At 59.6% G+C, this 16,387-nt stretch carries 18 protein-coding genes and 1 pseudogene; 3 read left to right on the top strand and 16 right to left on the bottom strand.

Features of this window, described 5'->3' with window-relative positions; all coding sequences use genetic code 11:
• The first annotated feature begins 277 nt into the window (after nucleotides 1-277).
• Both JQ575_RS23730 and JQ575_RS46135 read left to right on the top strand, forming a co-directional pair.
• A complete protein-coding gene (locus tag JQ575_RS23730) occupies nucleotides 278-526 on the top strand; it encodes a hypothetical protein (protein ID WP_212035562.1) in 249 nt (82 codons plus the stop codon).
• Nucleotides 527-923: 397 nt separating this feature from the next.
• Nucleotides 924-2,825, top strand: a complete 1,902-nt coding sequence (locus tag JQ575_RS46135) for a diguanylate cyclase (protein ID WP_212035561.1) — start codon at nucleotides 924-926, stop codon at nucleotides 2,823-2,825.
• Between the two features lie 488 nt (nucleotides 2,826-3,313).
• Here the strand turns inward: JQ575_RS46135 and JQ575_RS23720 are convergent, their stop codons facing one another.
• The 4 genes and pseudogenes from JQ575_RS23720 to JQ575_RS23705 form a co-directional block, all read right to left on the bottom strand.
• A complete protein-coding gene (locus JQ575_RS23720) occupies nucleotides 3,314-3,493 on the bottom strand; it encodes a hypothetical protein (RefSeq protein WP_212035560.1) in 180 nt (59 codons plus the stop codon).
• A gap of 193 nt (nucleotides 3,494-3,686) precedes the next feature.
• Nucleotides 3,687-3,908, bottom strand: coding sequence for a hypothetical protein (locus tag JQ575_RS23715; RefSeq protein ID WP_212035559.1), 222 nt, complete (start codon nucleotides 3,906-3,908; stop codon nucleotides 3,687-3,689).
• 51 nt (nucleotides 3,909-3,959) lie between these two features.
• A pseudogene (locus tag JQ575_RS23710) lies at nucleotides 3,960-4,283 on the bottom strand (DNA ligase); the annotation flags it as partial.
• Nucleotides 4,284-4,287: 4 nt separating this feature from the next.
• Nucleotides 4,288-4,620 carry a hypothetical protein gene (locus JQ575_RS23705; protein ID WP_312016006.1) on the bottom strand — a complete coding sequence of 111 codons (333 nt, stop codon included), beginning with the start codon at nucleotides 4,618-4,620 and terminating at the stop codon, nucleotides 4,288-4,290.
• A gap of 257 nt (nucleotides 4,621-4,877) precedes the next feature.
• Between JQ575_RS23705 and JQ575_RS23700 the strand changes: the two genes are divergently transcribed.
• A complete protein-coding gene (locus JQ575_RS23700) occupies nucleotides 4,878-5,228 on the top strand; it encodes a hypothetical protein (protein ID WP_212035556.1) in 351 nt (116 codons plus the stop codon).
• A gap of 1,303 nt (nucleotides 5,229-6,531) precedes the next feature.
• On the opposite strand, the gene JQ575_RS23695 is transcribed toward JQ575_RS23700, so the two are convergent.
• The 12 genes from JQ575_RS23695 to JQ575_RS23640 all read right to left on the bottom strand — a co-directional run bounded on the left by JQ575_RS23695 (nucleotide 6,532) and on the right by JQ575_RS23640 (nucleotide 16,353).
• Nucleotides 6,532-6,771 (bottom strand): DUF6894 family protein, encoded by a 240-nt coding sequence (locus JQ575_RS23695; RefSeq protein ID WP_212035555.1) that lies wholly within the window; start codon nucleotides 6,769-6,771, stop codon nucleotides 6,532-6,534.
• Between the two features lie 42 nt (nucleotides 6,772-6,813).
• Nucleotides 6,814-7,023 carry a hypothetical protein gene (locus JQ575_RS23690; RefSeq protein WP_212035577.1) on the bottom strand — a complete coding sequence of 70 codons (210 nt, stop codon included), beginning with the start codon at nucleotides 7,021-7,023 and terminating at the stop codon, nucleotides 6,814-6,816.
• Nucleotides 7,020-7,220 (bottom strand): hypothetical protein, encoded by a 201-nt coding sequence (locus tag JQ575_RS23685; RefSeq protein WP_212035554.1) that lies wholly within the window; start codon nucleotides 7,218-7,220, stop codon nucleotides 7,020-7,022. The genes JQ575_RS23690 and JQ575_RS23685 overlap by 4 nt, the downstream gene beginning before the upstream one ends.
• Nucleotides 7,221-8,085: 865 nt before the next feature.
• A complete protein-coding gene (locus JQ575_RS23680) occupies nucleotides 8,086-8,247 on the bottom strand; it encodes a DUF2934 domain-containing protein (protein ID WP_212035553.1) in 162 nt (53 codons plus the stop codon).
• Between the two features lie 362 nt (nucleotides 8,248-8,609).
• Nucleotides 8,610-9,491, bottom strand: a complete 882-nt coding sequence (locus JQ575_RS23675) for an NAD(P)H-hydrate dehydratase (RefSeq protein WP_212035552.1) — start codon at nucleotides 9,489-9,491, stop codon at nucleotides 8,610-8,612.
• A complete protein-coding gene (locus tag JQ575_RS23670; RefSeq protein WP_212035551.1) occupies nucleotides 9,488-10,249 on the bottom strand; it encodes a histidine phosphatase family protein in 762 nt (253 codons plus the stop codon). The genes JQ575_RS23675 and JQ575_RS23670 overlap by 4 nt, the downstream gene beginning before the upstream one ends.
• 78 nt (nucleotides 10,250-10,327) lie before the next feature.
• Nucleotides 10,328-11,224 (bottom strand): YihY/virulence factor BrkB family protein, encoded by an 897-nt coding sequence (locus JQ575_RS23665; protein ID WP_212035550.1) that lies wholly within the window; start codon nucleotides 11,222-11,224, stop codon nucleotides 10,328-10,330.
• Between the two features lie 328 nt (nucleotides 11,225-11,552).
• A complete protein-coding gene (locus tag JQ575_RS23660; protein WP_212035549.1) occupies nucleotides 11,553-12,353 on the bottom strand; it encodes a hypothetical protein in 801 nt (266 codons plus the stop codon).
• Nucleotides 12,350-12,742, bottom strand: coding sequence for a phage holin family protein (locus tag JQ575_RS23655; RefSeq protein WP_212035548.1), 393 nt, complete (start codon nucleotides 12,740-12,742; stop codon nucleotides 12,350-12,352). The genes JQ575_RS23660 and JQ575_RS23655 overlap by 4 nt, the downstream gene beginning before the upstream one ends.
• Nucleotides 12,726-13,247: a YtxH domain-containing protein gene (locus tag JQ575_RS23650; RefSeq protein ID WP_212035547.1), complete on the bottom strand. Its 522-nt coding sequence runs from the start codon at nucleotides 13,245-13,247 to the stop codon at nucleotides 12,726-12,728. Before JQ575_RS23650 ends, JQ575_RS23655 begins: the two co-directional genes overlap by 17 nt.
• A gap of 100 nt (nucleotides 13,248-13,347) precedes the next feature.
• Nucleotides 13,348-14,517 (bottom strand): hypothetical protein, encoded by a 1,170-nt coding sequence (locus tag JQ575_RS23645; RefSeq protein ID WP_212035546.1) that lies wholly within the window; start codon nucleotides 14,515-14,517, stop codon nucleotides 13,348-13,350.
• Nucleotides 14,518-14,865: 348 nt separating this feature from the next.
• Entirely contained in the window at nucleotides 14,866-16,353 is a 1,488-nt protein-coding gene (locus tag JQ575_RS23640) for an AI-2E family transporter (RefSeq protein ID WP_212035545.1), read from the bottom strand.
• Between the last annotated feature and the right edge of the window lie 34 nt (nucleotides 16,354-16,387).

The raw sequence follows: 16,387 nt of genomic DNA, 5'->3' as shown, positions 1-16,387 counted from the left end.
AAGAGGGACAGCGAAGCCTTTTGCATCAGCGTGTAATACTTGCCGCTGCCGCTCGTTTGACCGTTCCTTTACCATCGAGCGTTAGTCTGGTCGGATGACCGAACCCGCGGACCGCAAACCTTCAATGGCAGAGATCCTGCGTCTCATCCGACAAGAGTACGCGGAGGAGCAGGAACAAGCAAGAAAGGTCGACGCACCCCCCGAGGCGCGGGCCGCTTCTAGGCGAGAACAACCCTAAAACTTTGTGAGTTATTCACTTTGGCGATGGTACCGCACGATGACATCGACGGCTCATTTAGACCAAACAACTGTCGCCAACATGGCGGCGGCGCTTGACTATGTTTGCCGGAAACTACCGCCGGAACGCGACAATCCCGCAGTTAGAACGCATATCGCCGACGAAATCGTCGTGGCGGCCAATAACGGCCAAACCTCCCTTGGGGACCTGACGGACATCGGCCTTAAGGTGGTAAACGACTTCGTTTTTCCGCCGGGGCGTTCCTGGTTGAAGGCGCTGCGCGGGTAAACCCGGCGCGCGCTCACCGAGATCGACGATAACTCGATCCGCCGCGATCTGACCGCCGCGCAACGCGCGAAGCTGGTAGCGAAACGAAAAGCAGCCTACGAGGCGGTGCACCCGGAGACAGCCCGGTCGGGTCGTCGGCCGAATGACCGCCAAATGGCGGTTATAAGGATAGCTTCGCAAGAGACACGGCCGCCAAAAGCGGCAAGCCGCTTCGAACCGTTGAGCGCGACCTTACACGCAGCCGCAAGCTAGGTCCCGATCTGGACCGCGTCGCGGGGACGTCGCTGGATAAGGGAAATTAACGGTGCGACGTGGAACTTGGCTCTAATGAAAAAGTGAAAACTTGAAGTTGACACTGGGCCTTTAGTCTGTCTGGCGAACAGGGACTAGTCATGTCGTGCCCAAGATTGTTAAGTCGCCATTAACCGTCATCGCGGTGCTACTTTGCATCACCCTGGCGAGCATCTGGAGCCTGATCGCCTGGAAGTCGGTCCAGGCGCGGACGGCAGCGTTTGCCAAGGCGGGGTCCGAAACGCTGGGGCTGACCCATTCCTTGGCGCAGCACGCCTCGAAGACCTTTGGCGCCGTCGCGCTGGCGCTGTTCGGCGCCCGACAGTACGTCGAGCACTCCGACAGGTCGGCGCGCGCCTCGGCGGAGATCAATGACTTGTTGGCGCAATACGTGAAGAACATCCCTCAGGTGCGCGAGCTTGGTGTTCTCTCAGACAGCGGCAGCTGGATCTACTCGTCCTTTGAAACCGTGCCGACGGTGAACAATGCGGGTCGCGACTACTTCAAATATCACCGGTCGCACCCCCAGGACGGCGGTGCACGGATCAGCGAGCCGCTCATTTCCCGCGTCACGGGCAGGCCGACCCTGCTGATGACGCAGCGCCTTTCGCATTCCGACGGAGCCTTCGCCGGCGTCGTGTTCGCCGCCGTGGATCTTCAACACCTCCGAACCTTCTATAGCGGCTTCGAGGCCGACCAGGCCCGCTCGATCATGCTGATGAAGACAAACGGCAAGGTGCTTATCCATCGGGACGAAAGTGAAACTGGCAAAGACATGGCCGGAACTCTTCTATTCTCCGGCCGTATGGAGAACTCCGCCAGCGCGCTTTATTCCGTCGTGTCGCCCTTTGACGGGCAGAAAAAGCAGTTCGCCTACGAAGTGCTGCCGGATTTTCCGATCGTCATCAGTGTGGCGGTGGCCGAAGACGCGATCCTGAGCGCATGGCGCGCGGAACGCAGCTTTGATCTCTTGCTCGCCGGCGCAATTTCCATGCTCCTCATCGTGCTCGGCGCGGTTCTCGCGCGGCAGCTTCGGAGACGGTCTGTCATGGCCAGGGAGCTGCGCGAACGCGAGCGCGGATACCGGCTGCTCGCCGAGAATGTCGAGGACGTCGTCACCCGCGTCGACATGCAGGGGAAGCGCCTGTACATCTCCCCTTCGATCGAGAAGCTGCTCGGCTGGTCGGCCGCGGAGATCATCCCTCATTCGGCCTATGGTCACATTCACCCGTCTCATCGTGAGATCGTCAAGGCAGTCCTCGAGGGACTGGGACCTGATAATCCGACGGCTGCCTGCGAGTACCTCACGCGCCGCAAGGACGGGACCTACGTCTGGGTGGAAGCCCAGATGAACTACGTCGCCGATCCGCAGGAACCGTCCCCGGAGATCGTCGCCGTCATCAGGGATATCTCAAGACGCAAAGCCGCCGAAGAACAGTTAATGGGCGCCAACGAGCGGCTCAAGGAACTTTCCGAAACCGACACCCTTACCGGCATCGCGAACCGGCGAAAGTTCGACGATATGCTCGAGCGCGAGTTCAAGCGATGCCAGCGTTCGAAGTCCCGTCTCTCGCTCCTGTTCGTCGACATCGACAAGTTCAAGTCCTTCAACGACACCTACGGTCACAGCGCCGGCGACGACTGCATTCGCCAGGTTGCGGGTGTGTTCGCGTCCAATTTAAAGCGCCCCGGCGACCTTGTGGCTCGCTACGGTGGTGAGGAATTCGCGGTGCTGCTTCCCGAAACCGGAGTGGACAACGCCGAGCAAGTCGCGGAAGCTCTGTGCCAGGCGATCGCCGATCTAGGGCTCGCGCACGCTGGAAGCAGCTATGGCCGCGTGACTGTCAGCATCGGAGTTGCGGGGGCACGATGCGATGCAAGAACGAGCGCCGCATCGATCATGACGGCTGCCGACGGGGCGCTCTACGTCGCGAAGGAAGGGGGTCGCAACCGGGTCTGCGTTGCCGCTGAGAGCCCGAGCCTGACGCTGGTGCGGCCCTCGGGCTAGGCCTCGCCGGCACGGCGCGCGCCCGGCAAAGCCGGCGGCGGGAAGTCGTAAGGGATCAAGTTGAGCTCTTTCGCCGAAACAGCGGCGCGAACTGGAAAGTCGCCGACCGCTACCAAGCGCGCGACGACAGTAACACTAAAATTGTACACAAACCGGATTTCACTCGCGAACCTTCAAGATCAAAAAATGGACGTACGGGTTCAAAAGTGTACAGAGACCGTGGCGCAGACGCACCATTGTAGGGGCACTTTTATGCCGACACCATTGGAGCATTGCGATGCAGCGAATGACTTTTTCGGAACGGCTAAAGCAGGAGGTAGAACAGCTCCGAGCACAGGCAAAATTGTCTCATCGCGCCGAACGCGACGAACTTCTCCGCAGAGCCCGGCAAGCCGAGACCGCCTCCCACGTCAACGAATGGCTTTCATCTCCCGGGCTCAGAGCGCCGGAGTAGTGGTCTGTCTAAAAACGAACAGAACGCCACGGCCTTATCCGCCAAGCACGCTTCCCCATCCGTCAAAGACAAAGCCGCGCCACTCTACGGACCCGTCCGCGTCCACGATCGCATTTTCGCGGTAATCGGCGGCATCCTCACCGGTCCAAGTTTCGATTTTGTCGGTGAAGCGATCATGAAGGATCGCGGGTTGCGAAGGGTCGAAGGTGACCATCGGTTTCAGCTCGCGTAGGAAAGCCTCTTTTTCGCGTTGCCGGAGTATACTGAGCCGGCTAGTAACGGCGCCGGCACGGCGCTTGAGGGCAACGGCAATCGAAATGGCCGAGCGGCCGGATGCTCGCAATTCGAGCAGCCTGTGATCGTCTTACGCGGTCCAAGGTCTCTTCCTATTTTCCACGCTGACCTTCTTACTTAATTTCAATGTTGAAACCGTCAGCCCTCATATTCAACAGCGCAGTTCTATCGCCCGCGGTCATTGAAGCCGGCGGGGTAATGACAAAGCGTCTTTCCCGATTTTTCATGATTGCAATCCGCAGTGCTGGCAGGCCGCTGAATTCGCGTCTCATGATCAGAGAATTGGGTGAGCGTTGGTCGACGTGCAGCTCGAGCACCCAGTTTGATCCGCTCAAAGGGACTTCTCCGTTCACCTAATCTGCCGTCGGCAATCGTCAAGCTCGTTTTTGCAGGAAGGAGAAATCGGTCGCTCCGTTCGCGGCCGGTACGACGACCTCGCCGTCGATGATCGCCGAGGAGGCGCTGATCAGGAAAGCATCATGCGCAATCTTGCTGAAGCGGTTGGTCCAGTCGTGTCCATTGCGGGTGAAAACCTTTGCAGCCTCATTGGCGATATGCAGTTGAACACGATAGCTATCGAATTTGATTTCGTGAACCCAGCGTTGTCCGGATGGCACCTTCTCGATCGAGGTCGCCAGCGCCGGCTCAATGAAGCCCGGGTTCGGCGCCTTGACGCCGATCGCCGCGAGCTTCTTGCGCTGGAAGGCCACCCGGTCACACCAGGCGCATGGGCAGCGGCAGCTGCACGTCGCGGTACCGGCCCTCGTATCGATCAGTGAAATCTTGCAAAGGTAGAGGAATGTCACGCATCTGCTGATCGCAGCGGCGGCGGAGTTCGTGCGCGACGTCCTCGGAGACGTCTTCGGACCATCGCTCCGCGGTATTGAAGGCGACGACGCGGATCGGATTGCGATACTCACCGCTCAGCAAGTTCTGAATTACCGTCTCGAGGTCGGCGGTCTCGCAATCAGTTTCGCGCCAAGCGCTGCCGTTTTTTCCGAAATCGTCTGCTACCAAATAGACCGTCTGATCGTTGCCATTCGGCACGATTGAAGGCGTCCAACTCACCCTACGCATAATAACTCCACGCTACAGAACCAGAAAATAAAGCGGGTGCAGGCCAATTCGTTCCTGCAAGAAAAAGGCCCCGGATTTCCGGGAGTTCCTCCGGCCGATGAGCGGGCGACGTGGTCCGCGAGAACTCAGCCTCGTCCACTTCACACGGCTACCGTCCCGGAACCTGCCGCCGTTAGATGACGTTGGCCCGACTGGCGGCCAAATTTTATTAAGAGGGGCTATATGCAATGCCACGCTTTGACGACAGCGGCCGCCCCGGGCTCGGGTATCAGTTCAAGGTCCTCTCGTTCCGGACCTTCACGGTGATCCTGGCATGGGTCCTGATCGTCGCTGCTTTCTATCAAAAACCCGAGCTCTTGACGGGCGCGCAGCGACTGATGCAACGCGGCATCGAGGCCGTCGGCGACGCGGTGCCGCCACCCTGGGGGCCGCGAATGGAGTTTGTCGTCCGGGAAATCGGTGGCGTGATCTGGCTGCAAATTACGTTACTCGTCCTCGCTTTGCGCCTTGCGCTGTCAAGCGTTGCCGCCGTCTGGCGGCTGATAGCGGGGCGAGATCGCCGGCAATGGAACCAATAACGATTTCCTTTTGACCTTTCAGGGGTTACTACGTTCGGCCGAGGAGCGCCGGCAATTCGGGTGGGCGGACAGACAAATCTGTTCTGGAAAATATCCTTCGCCATCGCGACTAGGACGGGGGAGCGCGCCCTGCCGGAAGGACTTCGTTTCAAGCACATCCATCCCCTCGACAAACGCCTTCTGATGGAGGCCGAGCGTCGCTGGAAAGAGGCTGCGAAGCGCTATAAGCGACCGGGGGAGGCTTCCCAGGCGAACGTGGGCCCCGGAAAAGGCGGCATCTCCAACGACTAGGCGATGGGCACGAGGTGAGCTCGGCAGGGTGACTAACGTGAAATTTTGAGCTAGCCCGGCTTCCTTGCAGTCAGCGACCCAAAAGGAGGTCATTAATCGCGAGTTACCTGACCCCGTAACCCGCCCGCAACGCGGCTTGAGCCTTAAGCACCATGGCCTAAAAGTCGCAGTAGTTTAAGCTATGTCGGGATGCCGGACAGATTCGCAATCCTGGGGACGCCAGATGCAAGAGTATCGCGCTTACTTGATCGGCCGGGACGGGCATATCCAGCACCGCGTTGACCTAATGAGAAAATACAGCCAAGGAACATGCCAAGCAGTTACTCGACGGTCGTGACGTCGAGCTATGGCAGGGCACCAAATGCTGGCCCGGTTTTATCATGACGAGCAAGGCCGCCCGGGACTTTGAAACAAATCCAGCGCGACCCGCATTGTCACCCGATGACGCGCGACGACGAATACAGAGCAAAAGCGGCTGAGCCTCAAAGAGAAGCAGAGCGCCTAGCGAGGTGGAACGAGCCGCTTGGCTGCGGGTGGTACAAGGCTGGCTAGGCTAATCAGAAAACGTTCCCAGCACGACGACGATAGCGACGCAAAGACGATAGCGACGCAAAGTAGTGCGAACGAAAAAAGCCCCGCCGATGCTGGGGCGGGTTACTGGCCGAATTAGGCCACTCGCTATATCAAATAGGCCACTGTGATTGGAACGGCGCTTGGGATGACGTTGTCTGGCTGTCGAGTCGCAAACATCGACAATATCCCCAAGGCCCCAGCGCACGTCCCCCGATAGGCGCTGGGGCCATTGTTTTTGAACCTCCCCACTCGCCAAGAGTCGATTCAGCCCTCCCGGATTCCTGCCCCCTAAAGCCCCTACCGGGCGAAAACCCAACCGGGTTGGCGGCTCTAGCGCGGCGGCGCTGAGGCCGTTTTTTTCTGCCGATTAGGCCATCGCAGATTCAAAACAGGCCACTCATGCAGTGCTGAGTCTTCGCCACTCAGAGGAGGCGGCGCCTTACTTCTTCTCAAGTTTGTACGTGAACCGAGCTTCCATTACCGGCCCGTTGTCGTCGCGAACTTCGACGGACTTCTGATAGCTTAAGCTGTGGGGAGTGCGTCGGATGGCGTCCCGGGCCAGTTCCGCAAGAGAGCGGGCGGCTTCAACTTGGACCTGATCCAGGCTGTCGAATTCCAGCCCCTCTTCATCTGGAGCGATTTGATCGCCTTCTCGCAAATCAAAATAATAGCGTGGCATTGAACTGAAATGCAGTGGCTGATGCATCGTTCCAATAGGAGCCTATTGGATTTTCGCGGCGGAAATGGTCGCTATCAATGCCCTATCGGCATTCCGCACCGTCACGCGGCGGCCGGTTTCGTCAGCAATTTTGCGCGCGACCTTTAGAGCAGCAGCCTCATCCATTAGCTCAAGGATGATAATGCTTCCCTTGCCAGAAAACGCTGTTGGGCTTTCCACATGGACCAGGATCGGTGGCGGCTTCTTGCTCAAAGCGGAGCCTGCAGGCCGGGCGATGAAAGCCACTCATCGACATGCGTTGCAGTTTCCAAATGCCGGGCCTTGCGCATGAGTTTATCGCGCTCCGGCCCATAGGGCAGTTGTTCAGCCTGAGCGCGCAAGCGCGCGGCTTCCTGCTCAAGTCGTTCATTAAGGGATAGAAGGTGTTTGAAACGTCGCCGTGTACTCATGGCGCGCTCCTTTCCATTCCAGAGGAAGGCGGGAGCGCGACCGGCGTTCTCATCACCGATGTGGGCCAAGGGTTGCGCGGTGATACACGCTAACGGGCCAGTGTATGTCCGGTTCCGGACAGACGAAGAATGATTAAAAAGGGATCACTCCTAAAATCGTAAAGGAACCCCAGCCATTCCGCTTGATGGAAAGAAGCCAGCCCAACTAACTGATCGGCCTTACTCGTCGATCTCGCGGAGCTTTTGCTCAAGCCGAGCTATCTCCTCGCGGAGGAGCCTGGCTTGTTCCTCGTCCCGGCCAACTCGGCGGAGGTTTTGACGGCACTCTAAGATCTGCATGGCGAGTTCTACTCGCTCATTTGGGTGAGGCAGTCTCACCCCCAACATGCGCCCTCACGCTAACCATTGCCACTTGTTCCCGAAATTAACTCACGTATTTAGAAACCTTATGCCGCCGCAGACGTAATCACTAAGCTGGGGCATTGCAATTTCCAGCTCAGGAGCAGCGCCACCAAGCATTATTCGGCTTGGGGGCGCTGTTTCCGTTACTGGCCTGTTTTTGAAAGTGGGTTCACTCCCCTCGGGCGGTCCGCAGTCGCGCCCGCTCAATACCGTTATTGATTTCAGCCTGACAGGCTTCAACCGCCCGTTCGCGGGTACGATATTCGTCCGTGCCCTGGATCACCTGTGCCGGGACATATACCCCACCGCCAATGCCCGGGCTGGATTTCTCTAACGTCATACTCAACGGTGCGATGCTTCACAAAAAATGCTCCCTGCCAAGGAAGCCATGCCTCTTCGCGATAACGCATCAGTTGACGAGGCCTGTGACTGCGAGCCTTGGATGCCCACCTGCCAGAGCGGGTTAGCGCGAGTCCCGATTTTCGGCCGACTCGTCGCTTCGCTGCTGCAGCAACTCTCTCTCAGCTCGATACCAGAACGTTTCCATCATGCCGCTGGGCTCGCCAGCCTCTTTCCACAACTCAAAGGCCCGCCTCCGTATTTTGTCTTCTGTTAGGTCGGCCATAAATCGAGAATCCTCACGATTAACGGGCGGGTTTGAAGTCAAGTGGGCGCAGGTCGGATTGTTCCTGCGGCGACAGCATCATTTATTGTAGGGAGCTGTCTCACGTCGCCACCACCATCCAATGATCTCGCCGTGTGAGCGATGCCCCACGGCCGGCAAGCGGCCGACCTCCGAGCTGCTGCTGCAACTCACCCATCGCAGGGCGTCCGTTGGAGATCTTACGTAACGGAATTGATCCGCGCCGCGATCGGCAAGCGCGCTACGGAAAAAGCACGCAAGTCACGTTGCGCGGTCAAGGTACCGTTTCTGCAAGAGTCTCTGCCCGCCCCCGTTGCCGACCCTCATGATCGCCGCCCGTATTATCATTCGGTGAGTTGGTGCATGATCGCAGGAATCTCGCCAGGTATTTCGCGCGACAGCAACCCGAACGCGCCGTATTTCTTCGTCAGATTTCGGCCAGCCTGACCATGCATGTAAACCGCCCACGCCGTTGCCAGGCCGGCCTCCGTACCTCGGGCAAGCAGTCCGACAAGAATACCTGCCAGGGTGTCTCCCGATCCAGACGTGGCCAGACCGATACAGCCATTTCGCGAAAGCCAAGCCTCGCCATTTTCGGCAACGACGTGGGTATCGGCACCTTTCATCGCTACAACTGCGGGCAACGCAGCCGCAGCTCGGCGCGCCGCGTTCAAAGGGTCTTTCTCTACATCTGCACGACTGGCATTGAGAAATTTCGCCATCTCGCCCGAATGCGGTGTCACGACGATTTTGCCGACACGGCCTTGCGGCATTTTATCGCAATGGAGCGTTGAGAATGCTAAAGCATCAAGCACCAAACTCGGACGATCCAGATTTTGCAATATGGTCCGGGTGAGGTGCGCGACCGCAGCTGAGTCCGTCATGCCTGGGCCGATCAACACAGCATCGCAGTCTGCACCGAGTTCGATCAAACGCTCCGCGCTCGCCGGATCGATGCCGCCCGCATTTGTTTCCCTACATCCGATTACCAGCGCCTCCGGCATGGCCATACCCAAATGGCCGGCATGCGAACGGCAAGTGGCGATCTGCAGGATTCCTGCGCCAGCCCTGACCGATCCAAGCCCGGCAAGCAATGCTGCACCGGGAATTTCCACGCTGCCGGCAATGACAAGCACACGGCCTCTCGCCTGCTTATCGCCCTCCTTTTCGGGTTTTGGCAAGGGATGAGCCCGCAAGAATTCCCGGGTAATCTCGGTGACGCTCATCGTGCGGCGACATTCGCGTCGGGCGAGGACGTAACCGGCGCCCCCTCGCGTTCGAGCGGCGCCACGAAATTGTACTTCGTCAGTACGAGGGATCCGCCGTCCTTCTCTTCATCAAAAACGTATTCGGTCACCGCACAATTGGCGACGTCGCCCTCCGCGTCGATCGCCAGGATCTCTTTCTCGTCCATGTTTTCGAGTAGATAACGCATGCACAGCACGACCACCTGATGCGCCACGATCAGGACGGCTTTGCCACCATAATGCAAGCTGATCGTATCCAGCACGCTGCGAAGTCGCAAAATCACATCACACCAGCTTTCTCCCGCTGGTGGGCGGTAATAGAACTTTCCTACCAACTGCCTTGAAGCGGCCAGTTCGGGATGACGCTGTTCAATTCCCAGTCTGGTTAGCCGATCCAGAATTCCAAATTCCTTTTCACGCAGCCGCTCATCGATAACCAGGCTCGAAAACCCCTGGGCGAAGCCTGAGGCCTTGCCGATTTCCTCTGCTGTTGCTTGCGCACGAAGATAGGGTGAACTTAGCACGATCTCCGGTTTTGTATCCGGCGGCAACGCCGCGAACCATCGGCCTAGCGCCCTCGATTGTCGATGACCAAGAGCGCTGAGCGGAACGTCGACATCCCTGGCGGAAATATCGATGTCGGGACGGCCCGCAGCATGAGCGGCGTCGCGAGCGACGTTGCCCGCGCTTTCACCGTGCCGGACAACCCAAAGCTTGGATGGCCATCGTTTGCTCAAATGTTCTCCCGCCTGTACTGGTCGAATAGCTTGCAGTTTATTCCGACCTGCTCGTCCCAACGCCCAGTGCATTTAGAACTAACGAATGTGTGGCCTGGACGTTCCCGCCGGCCTCAGCCGGCTTTCGGAAGCGTCGCGGCTTTCGCTATCCGAGCGCGCGTCGGCGATCGCTTTGGTCACCTCTGATCCAAACAGGAATATTTGCGCAGAGTAATAGGTCCAGAGCAGAATTACGATAAGGGCGCCTGCCGCACCGTTGCCCGAACTCGTCGCTGTCGTTCCAAGATACCAGCCGATTAGACTTTTTCCCGCCGTGAACATCAGGGCAGTCAGAAACGCGCCGGTGCGCACGTCCCGCCAAGCAATAGGGGTGTCGGGCAAGACCTTGTATATGGCGGCGAACAGCGTCGTGAACAGCGCAACCGATACCAGCGTGTTGATAACGGATAAGATCAACGGAGCCAGCACGTTCCTGCTGCCCAGATAGTCGGCAAGTCCCGAGAGGCCGGTGCTGGCGGCAAGCGAAACCATCAACAGGAAGCCGAGGGCGCCGACAAGACCCAGACTCGTGGCCCGGCTCCTGATCAGCGAGAAGAACGGCTCGTCGGGCGCTTTCGCCTTCCAAGTGGCGTTCAAAGCGGATTGCATTTCTCCGAAGACGCCTGAAGCCGTGACCAACAGCATGACGATTCCGAAGATCGTCGCGGACGTGCCGGTTTTCGGATCGCTCGACTTGGCGAGCATCGATTTGACGAGTTCGCCGCTTTCCTGCCCAAGGACGCCGCCCATTTCCCGGATCAGGCTATCCCGCACCAGATCGTTTCCGAAAGCAACGCCGGCAACCGCCACGACGATCAGGAGGACAGGAGTCAGGGACGTGACAGCGTAAAACGAAATTGCTGCGCCTCGACTCAAGGCTTCATTGCCGATGTAACCTCGAACAGCAGCCTTAAGAATCTTCCACACCTCGGACATGGCTTTGCTCTCGAGTGCCTCGTCGTCGTGCCTTGGCCGCCGCTCGATACGAGAATGGCCGGCGCCAGGATTAGTCGGAGCCCGGTCTCGCGTATCCGCGCCATTCTGCCTCGGTGGTCAAATGGCATCTCGGACAGGTAAATTGAATCATCGGCCGAGACCACCAGGACGGCTTCACGATGTTCAACGCCATCGGCCACGCTTCGCATTTTGAACATGCAATCAATACGGCTTCGGGGGAGAGGTTGGGGGTTCTCATCCGACGCGGGCGACCAGTTCAAATACCTGGAGGGAACCTTAATGGGAGCAGCGCCGTCTTCAATCTGTTTTACCATGCCAGCGCAGCCCGAAGAACGACAATACGGCCAGGATGACGACGACCAATCCAACCAGATAAATCAAACCGTTCAATTTTCTCTCCTCGTTTCGCTACCGATCGCACTTGCGGTTCATGTTGCGCTTTGCGACGCGCTCGTTCCCGCCGCATCGACCATGCGCGGCTGACCTTGCCTGAAAGGGCGTCCATCGCCGCCCTTGCGCCATCGATCGTGAGGCCCTGCCTGCGCGCTTCGTCTGCCGCGGTTTCGACGACGCTCGCCGCAACCGTCGCCACCTTCTCGATCTGCTGGCCAGCGATTTCGGCAGCCCTGCTTTTCAGGGTCTCGCTGGTTTCGCCAAGGTATGATTTTTCGATGTCGGTGTTCGGCAGGGCCGCGGCGACGCCGGCGCCGATGGCCAATCCGATGGCGCCCAATGCCAGGGGCTGTGCCTTGAACAGATCAGTCAGATTGCCTCGCACATTGCGAAGAACATCGGCAGAATCCGGCAGGGCCTTTGCGTATTCCGAGGCCATGCGGGTCGCGGTTTCAACACCGTCGCTGCCGGTCTCACGGAGTGCATCGGCAGCAGATGCCACGCGGTCTTGTGTGGCGCTCATCGTGTTCCTTGCCGCCTCCGGCAGGCGATCCAGGCCAGTTCTTTCAAAGACCTCGCTCGGCCGAACCCCAGCCTTGCCTGCGAAAAGCCAGACGACCCCCATGCCGATGAGTGCCGCGGAAACAGGATTGCGACGAGCGGCATCCCCTAGATCCTTGACGAAATCAGAGCCTTTTCCGGCCATGTCGGTCATCGAACCATCTCCCTCGCTGCCGCTTTGTCCCGTTCGACTTCTTCAATCATCACCTTGGGCGCAAGTGCATCGCCCGAGAGGCGGTTGATGCCCACCACGATCAGGGCGATCGATGCGAGCGCTGCGCCGCCACCGGCGATGAGATATGCGATGGGCTCCGAAAAGCCGCCTTGTATCAGGGCGGCCGCTGCGGCAAACAACAGCAGGACAAGCGCGGGAATCATGATGACTGCCCCGGCCCCGATCATGGCGGCGGCCCTGCCGGCCTGCGCGGCCTTTTCGGACAGTTCGGCGCGAGCCAGCGCAAATTCATTTCCGATCAGCTTAGCAAGCTGACCGACCGCGTCGCTGAACAGTTCCGGGATCGAGCGATCAGTTCGAGAAGTCATCGCGGTATCCCTTGTCTGCTACGGATGAACGGCTGCCCGTTCTGACGGCCGCCGAATTCGAGGCATCGTCGCTGGAGCTCTTGAGGAACCGAACGGCTCCAAAACCGGCCAGGACCGCCAACCCAAGGAAGGCAGTGGGTTGGCGGCGCGCAAAGGATTGCGCGTTCCGGACCACGTCGTTCAGGTTGCCGTTGCGGATGTGATTGGAGACCCCCTCGATCTGGGAGGCCGCCTTCCGGATGTAGCTGCCGGCGAGCGGGAGATCGCGATCGAACTCCCGTGCCGCGCGCCGCATTGTTTCTGCCAGGTTGCCGACGTATTCCGCGCCGGAGGTTTTTTGACTGTTGACCGCGTCCTTGAGCTTGTCAGTAGCCTGAGATGCAACATCCTTGGCCGCATCGACGAGATCGGAGGCCTGGCCCTTGATGGCGTCGGTCGAACTTTCAGCAATATCCTTTGCCTTGTCGGTGAGGTCTCGGCCCGCCGACATGACCTGCTCGCTCAAACTTTTGGTCGATGCGACGGCGTCGTCAAATTTGGCTCTTGCGGAGTCCTGGCCGGAAGACGCCGTGCCTTGATGTGCAGTTCCAATGAGGTCAGCCATGTCAGTTTCCTCCGCCGTTGTGTGATTGGGACGTCTTGTCCGGATCGAACGCCGTCGTGACAGCGGTTTCCGCCACGCGCCTGACGCGTTGCCCGATCTCGCGGGCCGACTCGTCCAGCTTGTCCGGGGTTAGGCCTTCGGCGCCGGCCTGCCGCGCCACGTTTTCAAGAATTTCGCCGGCTACGCCCTTGGCAGCGTCGAAGCCTTTGGAAGCTGCTTCGCTCGCCCGCCTTCTGGCAGCCGTGGCTGCATCGCCCACGAGATCCTCCTCCAACTCACTCTTGGGAAGTGCACTCGCAATCAGACCTCCAACCAGCAGACCGACGCCTGCGACCAGAAGCGGATTCTGCTGGATGGTGTCCACCAGGGTCTTTCCGGCGCGATTTGAATATTCCGAAGCCTTGTCCCGAACGTCCCGGGCCATTTCCAGCCCCGCATTCGTCGCGGAAGACGCGGCGCTGCGCGTGGCGGCGGCTGCGTCAGCGGCCATGTCACGCGACGAATCCATCGCGGAACCAGCCAGGTCAGACGCAATGTCTTTGATATCGGAGACACGCGTGTTGATCGCGTCACCTGCCGCGGCGGCCGAGTCCTTTAGCCGGTCTGCCAGACTGAGCTCCGCCGTCGAGGACGCTGCGGTACGGCGAACCTGGTCCGCGCCCGCGGACAGCACCTCGCCAGCGCGCCCGGTGGCATCCGAAACCGCGCCCGTCGCCGAACTGACCGCCTCTCCAACCTGTGCCGCCATATCTTGGCTGCGCCGGCCGAGTTCGTCCGATAGATCGGAGGCCATGTCGGAGGCTTTCTGGGTGATCGATTGTCCGCTCTTTGTGCCGGCGAAAAATATTCCCGCGCCGACCATCAGCACGGGCAACGGAATTGCTCTTGCGAGCCTGAAGAGCGGATAGGCGAGGCTTGCACCCACGGCCACCGCCTGCATCGGGTTGCGATGCGCGGCCGCCGTTATGTCCTCCACCATGCTTTCGCCTTTGGAGCGGACGTAGCTCGTGACTTCCGCCTTTATGTTTTCGGGACTGATGCGCTGGCGAATTTCGCTCGCGGTATCGGTTACGCTCGCTTTGAGCTGGTCTACCGTTTGGGTCAGACCTTCGCGCGTCTGTTCGGTCTCGCGCTGTAGCTCTCGGAGCGATTGATCGGCTGTCTGTTGCATACCTTGACTCCTTCCTGTGCCGAACTCGGGGACATAGCTATTGTTCCCGACGCGTTTTGACGCTGGTACTTTTGGCTACAGCGGCGATGGTAGTCGCGAGCGACTGCGGCGCTACATCATCACTGCGCTGCTCCTTGTCCGCTACGAGCTGATTTCCCAATCGGCAGACGATGATCCTGGCCGAAGCTGCCCGCCGGGAGAACTTGCGGACCGTAAACGACGACCTCGCCTCCGAGACGTCCTCCAGAAAACAGACGCAGATCGTTTCGGCGTTGCCGGCGTCAATCTCGCTATCGGCGCCGGAAACACGGGCGTTGACCCCCTCACGTTTCAGCGCGTCTGCGACAATCAGCGCGGCGCAATCGTCGAGCCGACCCAGCCCGGGCAGGCAGAAAACCGGCTTGCCCAGCTTGCGAGCGTCGATGTTGACAATCTTGCCCTCTTTGGCGGGCGCACCCGCCCTCCCCTCAGCGGTCTCGTGCGAGGCGATATCTTCGATGATTTCGGCAACCGTCTCGTGGATATCTCGAGCCTGACGTCGTCAAGCCGGCCTTGGGCGGCATCGGCCTCAGCCAATCGCAGGGCGCCCAGCAGGATTTCTTCGTAATAGGCCAAAGCGGACCCGTTCTTCAGGAACGACCGCGCCTGTTCGATCGCGTCAATCGGATCGCCCGTCAGCATGCGCTGGTATGCGGTTTGCTGCGGCGTCAACGCCGGCTGGTCTCCCAGCATGACGTCGATAAACTGGAGACGGTCGACGTGCCTGGCAAAGACGACCAGACACAGCGTGAGTGGCGTGGAGAGCAAAAGCCCCAAGGGGCCCCAGAGCCAGGTCCAGAACGACGCGGCCACGACCACGGCGACCGGGGACAGGCCAGCACTTCGCCCACAGACCAGCGGTTCGACAACATGGCCAGTCAGCGGCTCCACCACTGCGAACAAGGCGACCGTCCACAAGGTCATGGTCCAGTCGCTCCCGACCGCTGCGGCCAAAGCAATTGGCAAGCCTGCAGCGAGGATCGCGCCGATGTAGGGCACGAACCGAAGGATCATAGCCAGCAGTCCCCATAGCGGCGAGCTCGGGACGCCGATGATGGCGAGGCCCAATCCGATCACGACTCCGAAAGTCGCATTCAGAATGAGTTGGGTCAGGAACAGCCTGCCTAACCGTTGCCCTGCGTCATCGAGCGCCGCCGTGGTGCGCTCCAAATCCTCGCTGCCGAGCAACCGGATGAACCGGTCGCGCAGATCCTCGCGCTGAAAAAGGAAGAAGATGAGGAAGATCACCACGATTCCGGTGGTGGTGAAGGGAGCTGCGAGTGGTCGCAGCATGGCGATCAGTGCCTCCGACGCGCCCGGGTCTGGCTGATGGACTTCGACCGGGATAGGCGTTCTTGCCGGGCCGTCCGACAACGATGGCTTCGCCGTTTCGGCATCGCCACTTCCGGGCGACTTGAGCTCCCTGTCCAGGTTCTTCAACAGGCTGGAGGCGTTCTTGAGTACGCCAACGCTGCCAATCCTGTCCCGCAAATTATGGATTTTTTCGCCCAGCGTGGACTGATAGCGCGGCAGGTCGCTCGCGAGCTGGTTGACCTCGATCATCACCATCGCCGCAAGACTGAGGGCAATGGCCAGCGCCAGGCTGACCGCACTGAGCACCGCTATCGACCGCGGCACTTTCATGCGCTGGAATGCCCTCACGAGGGGCGACAACACGAAACTAAGGAGGACGGCGAGTGCGATCGGGACGAGGATTTCACGCGTGAAATAGAGGGCGGCGACTACAAGTGCGCCGATCAAGAAGTTTGAAAACGCCGAGCCAGCTGGGACCAACACCTCTATCTACCAATGAGCGAGCCAACCCGGCACG

The organism is Bradyrhizobium sp. JYMT SZCCT0428 (assembly GCF_018131075.1).
Lineage (GTDB): Bacteria > Pseudomonadota > Alphaproteobacteria > Rhizobiales > Xanthobacteraceae > Bradyrhizobium.
Note: the sequence above shows the minus strand (reverse complement) of the source record. Positions and strands in the feature narration are given on the sequence as shown.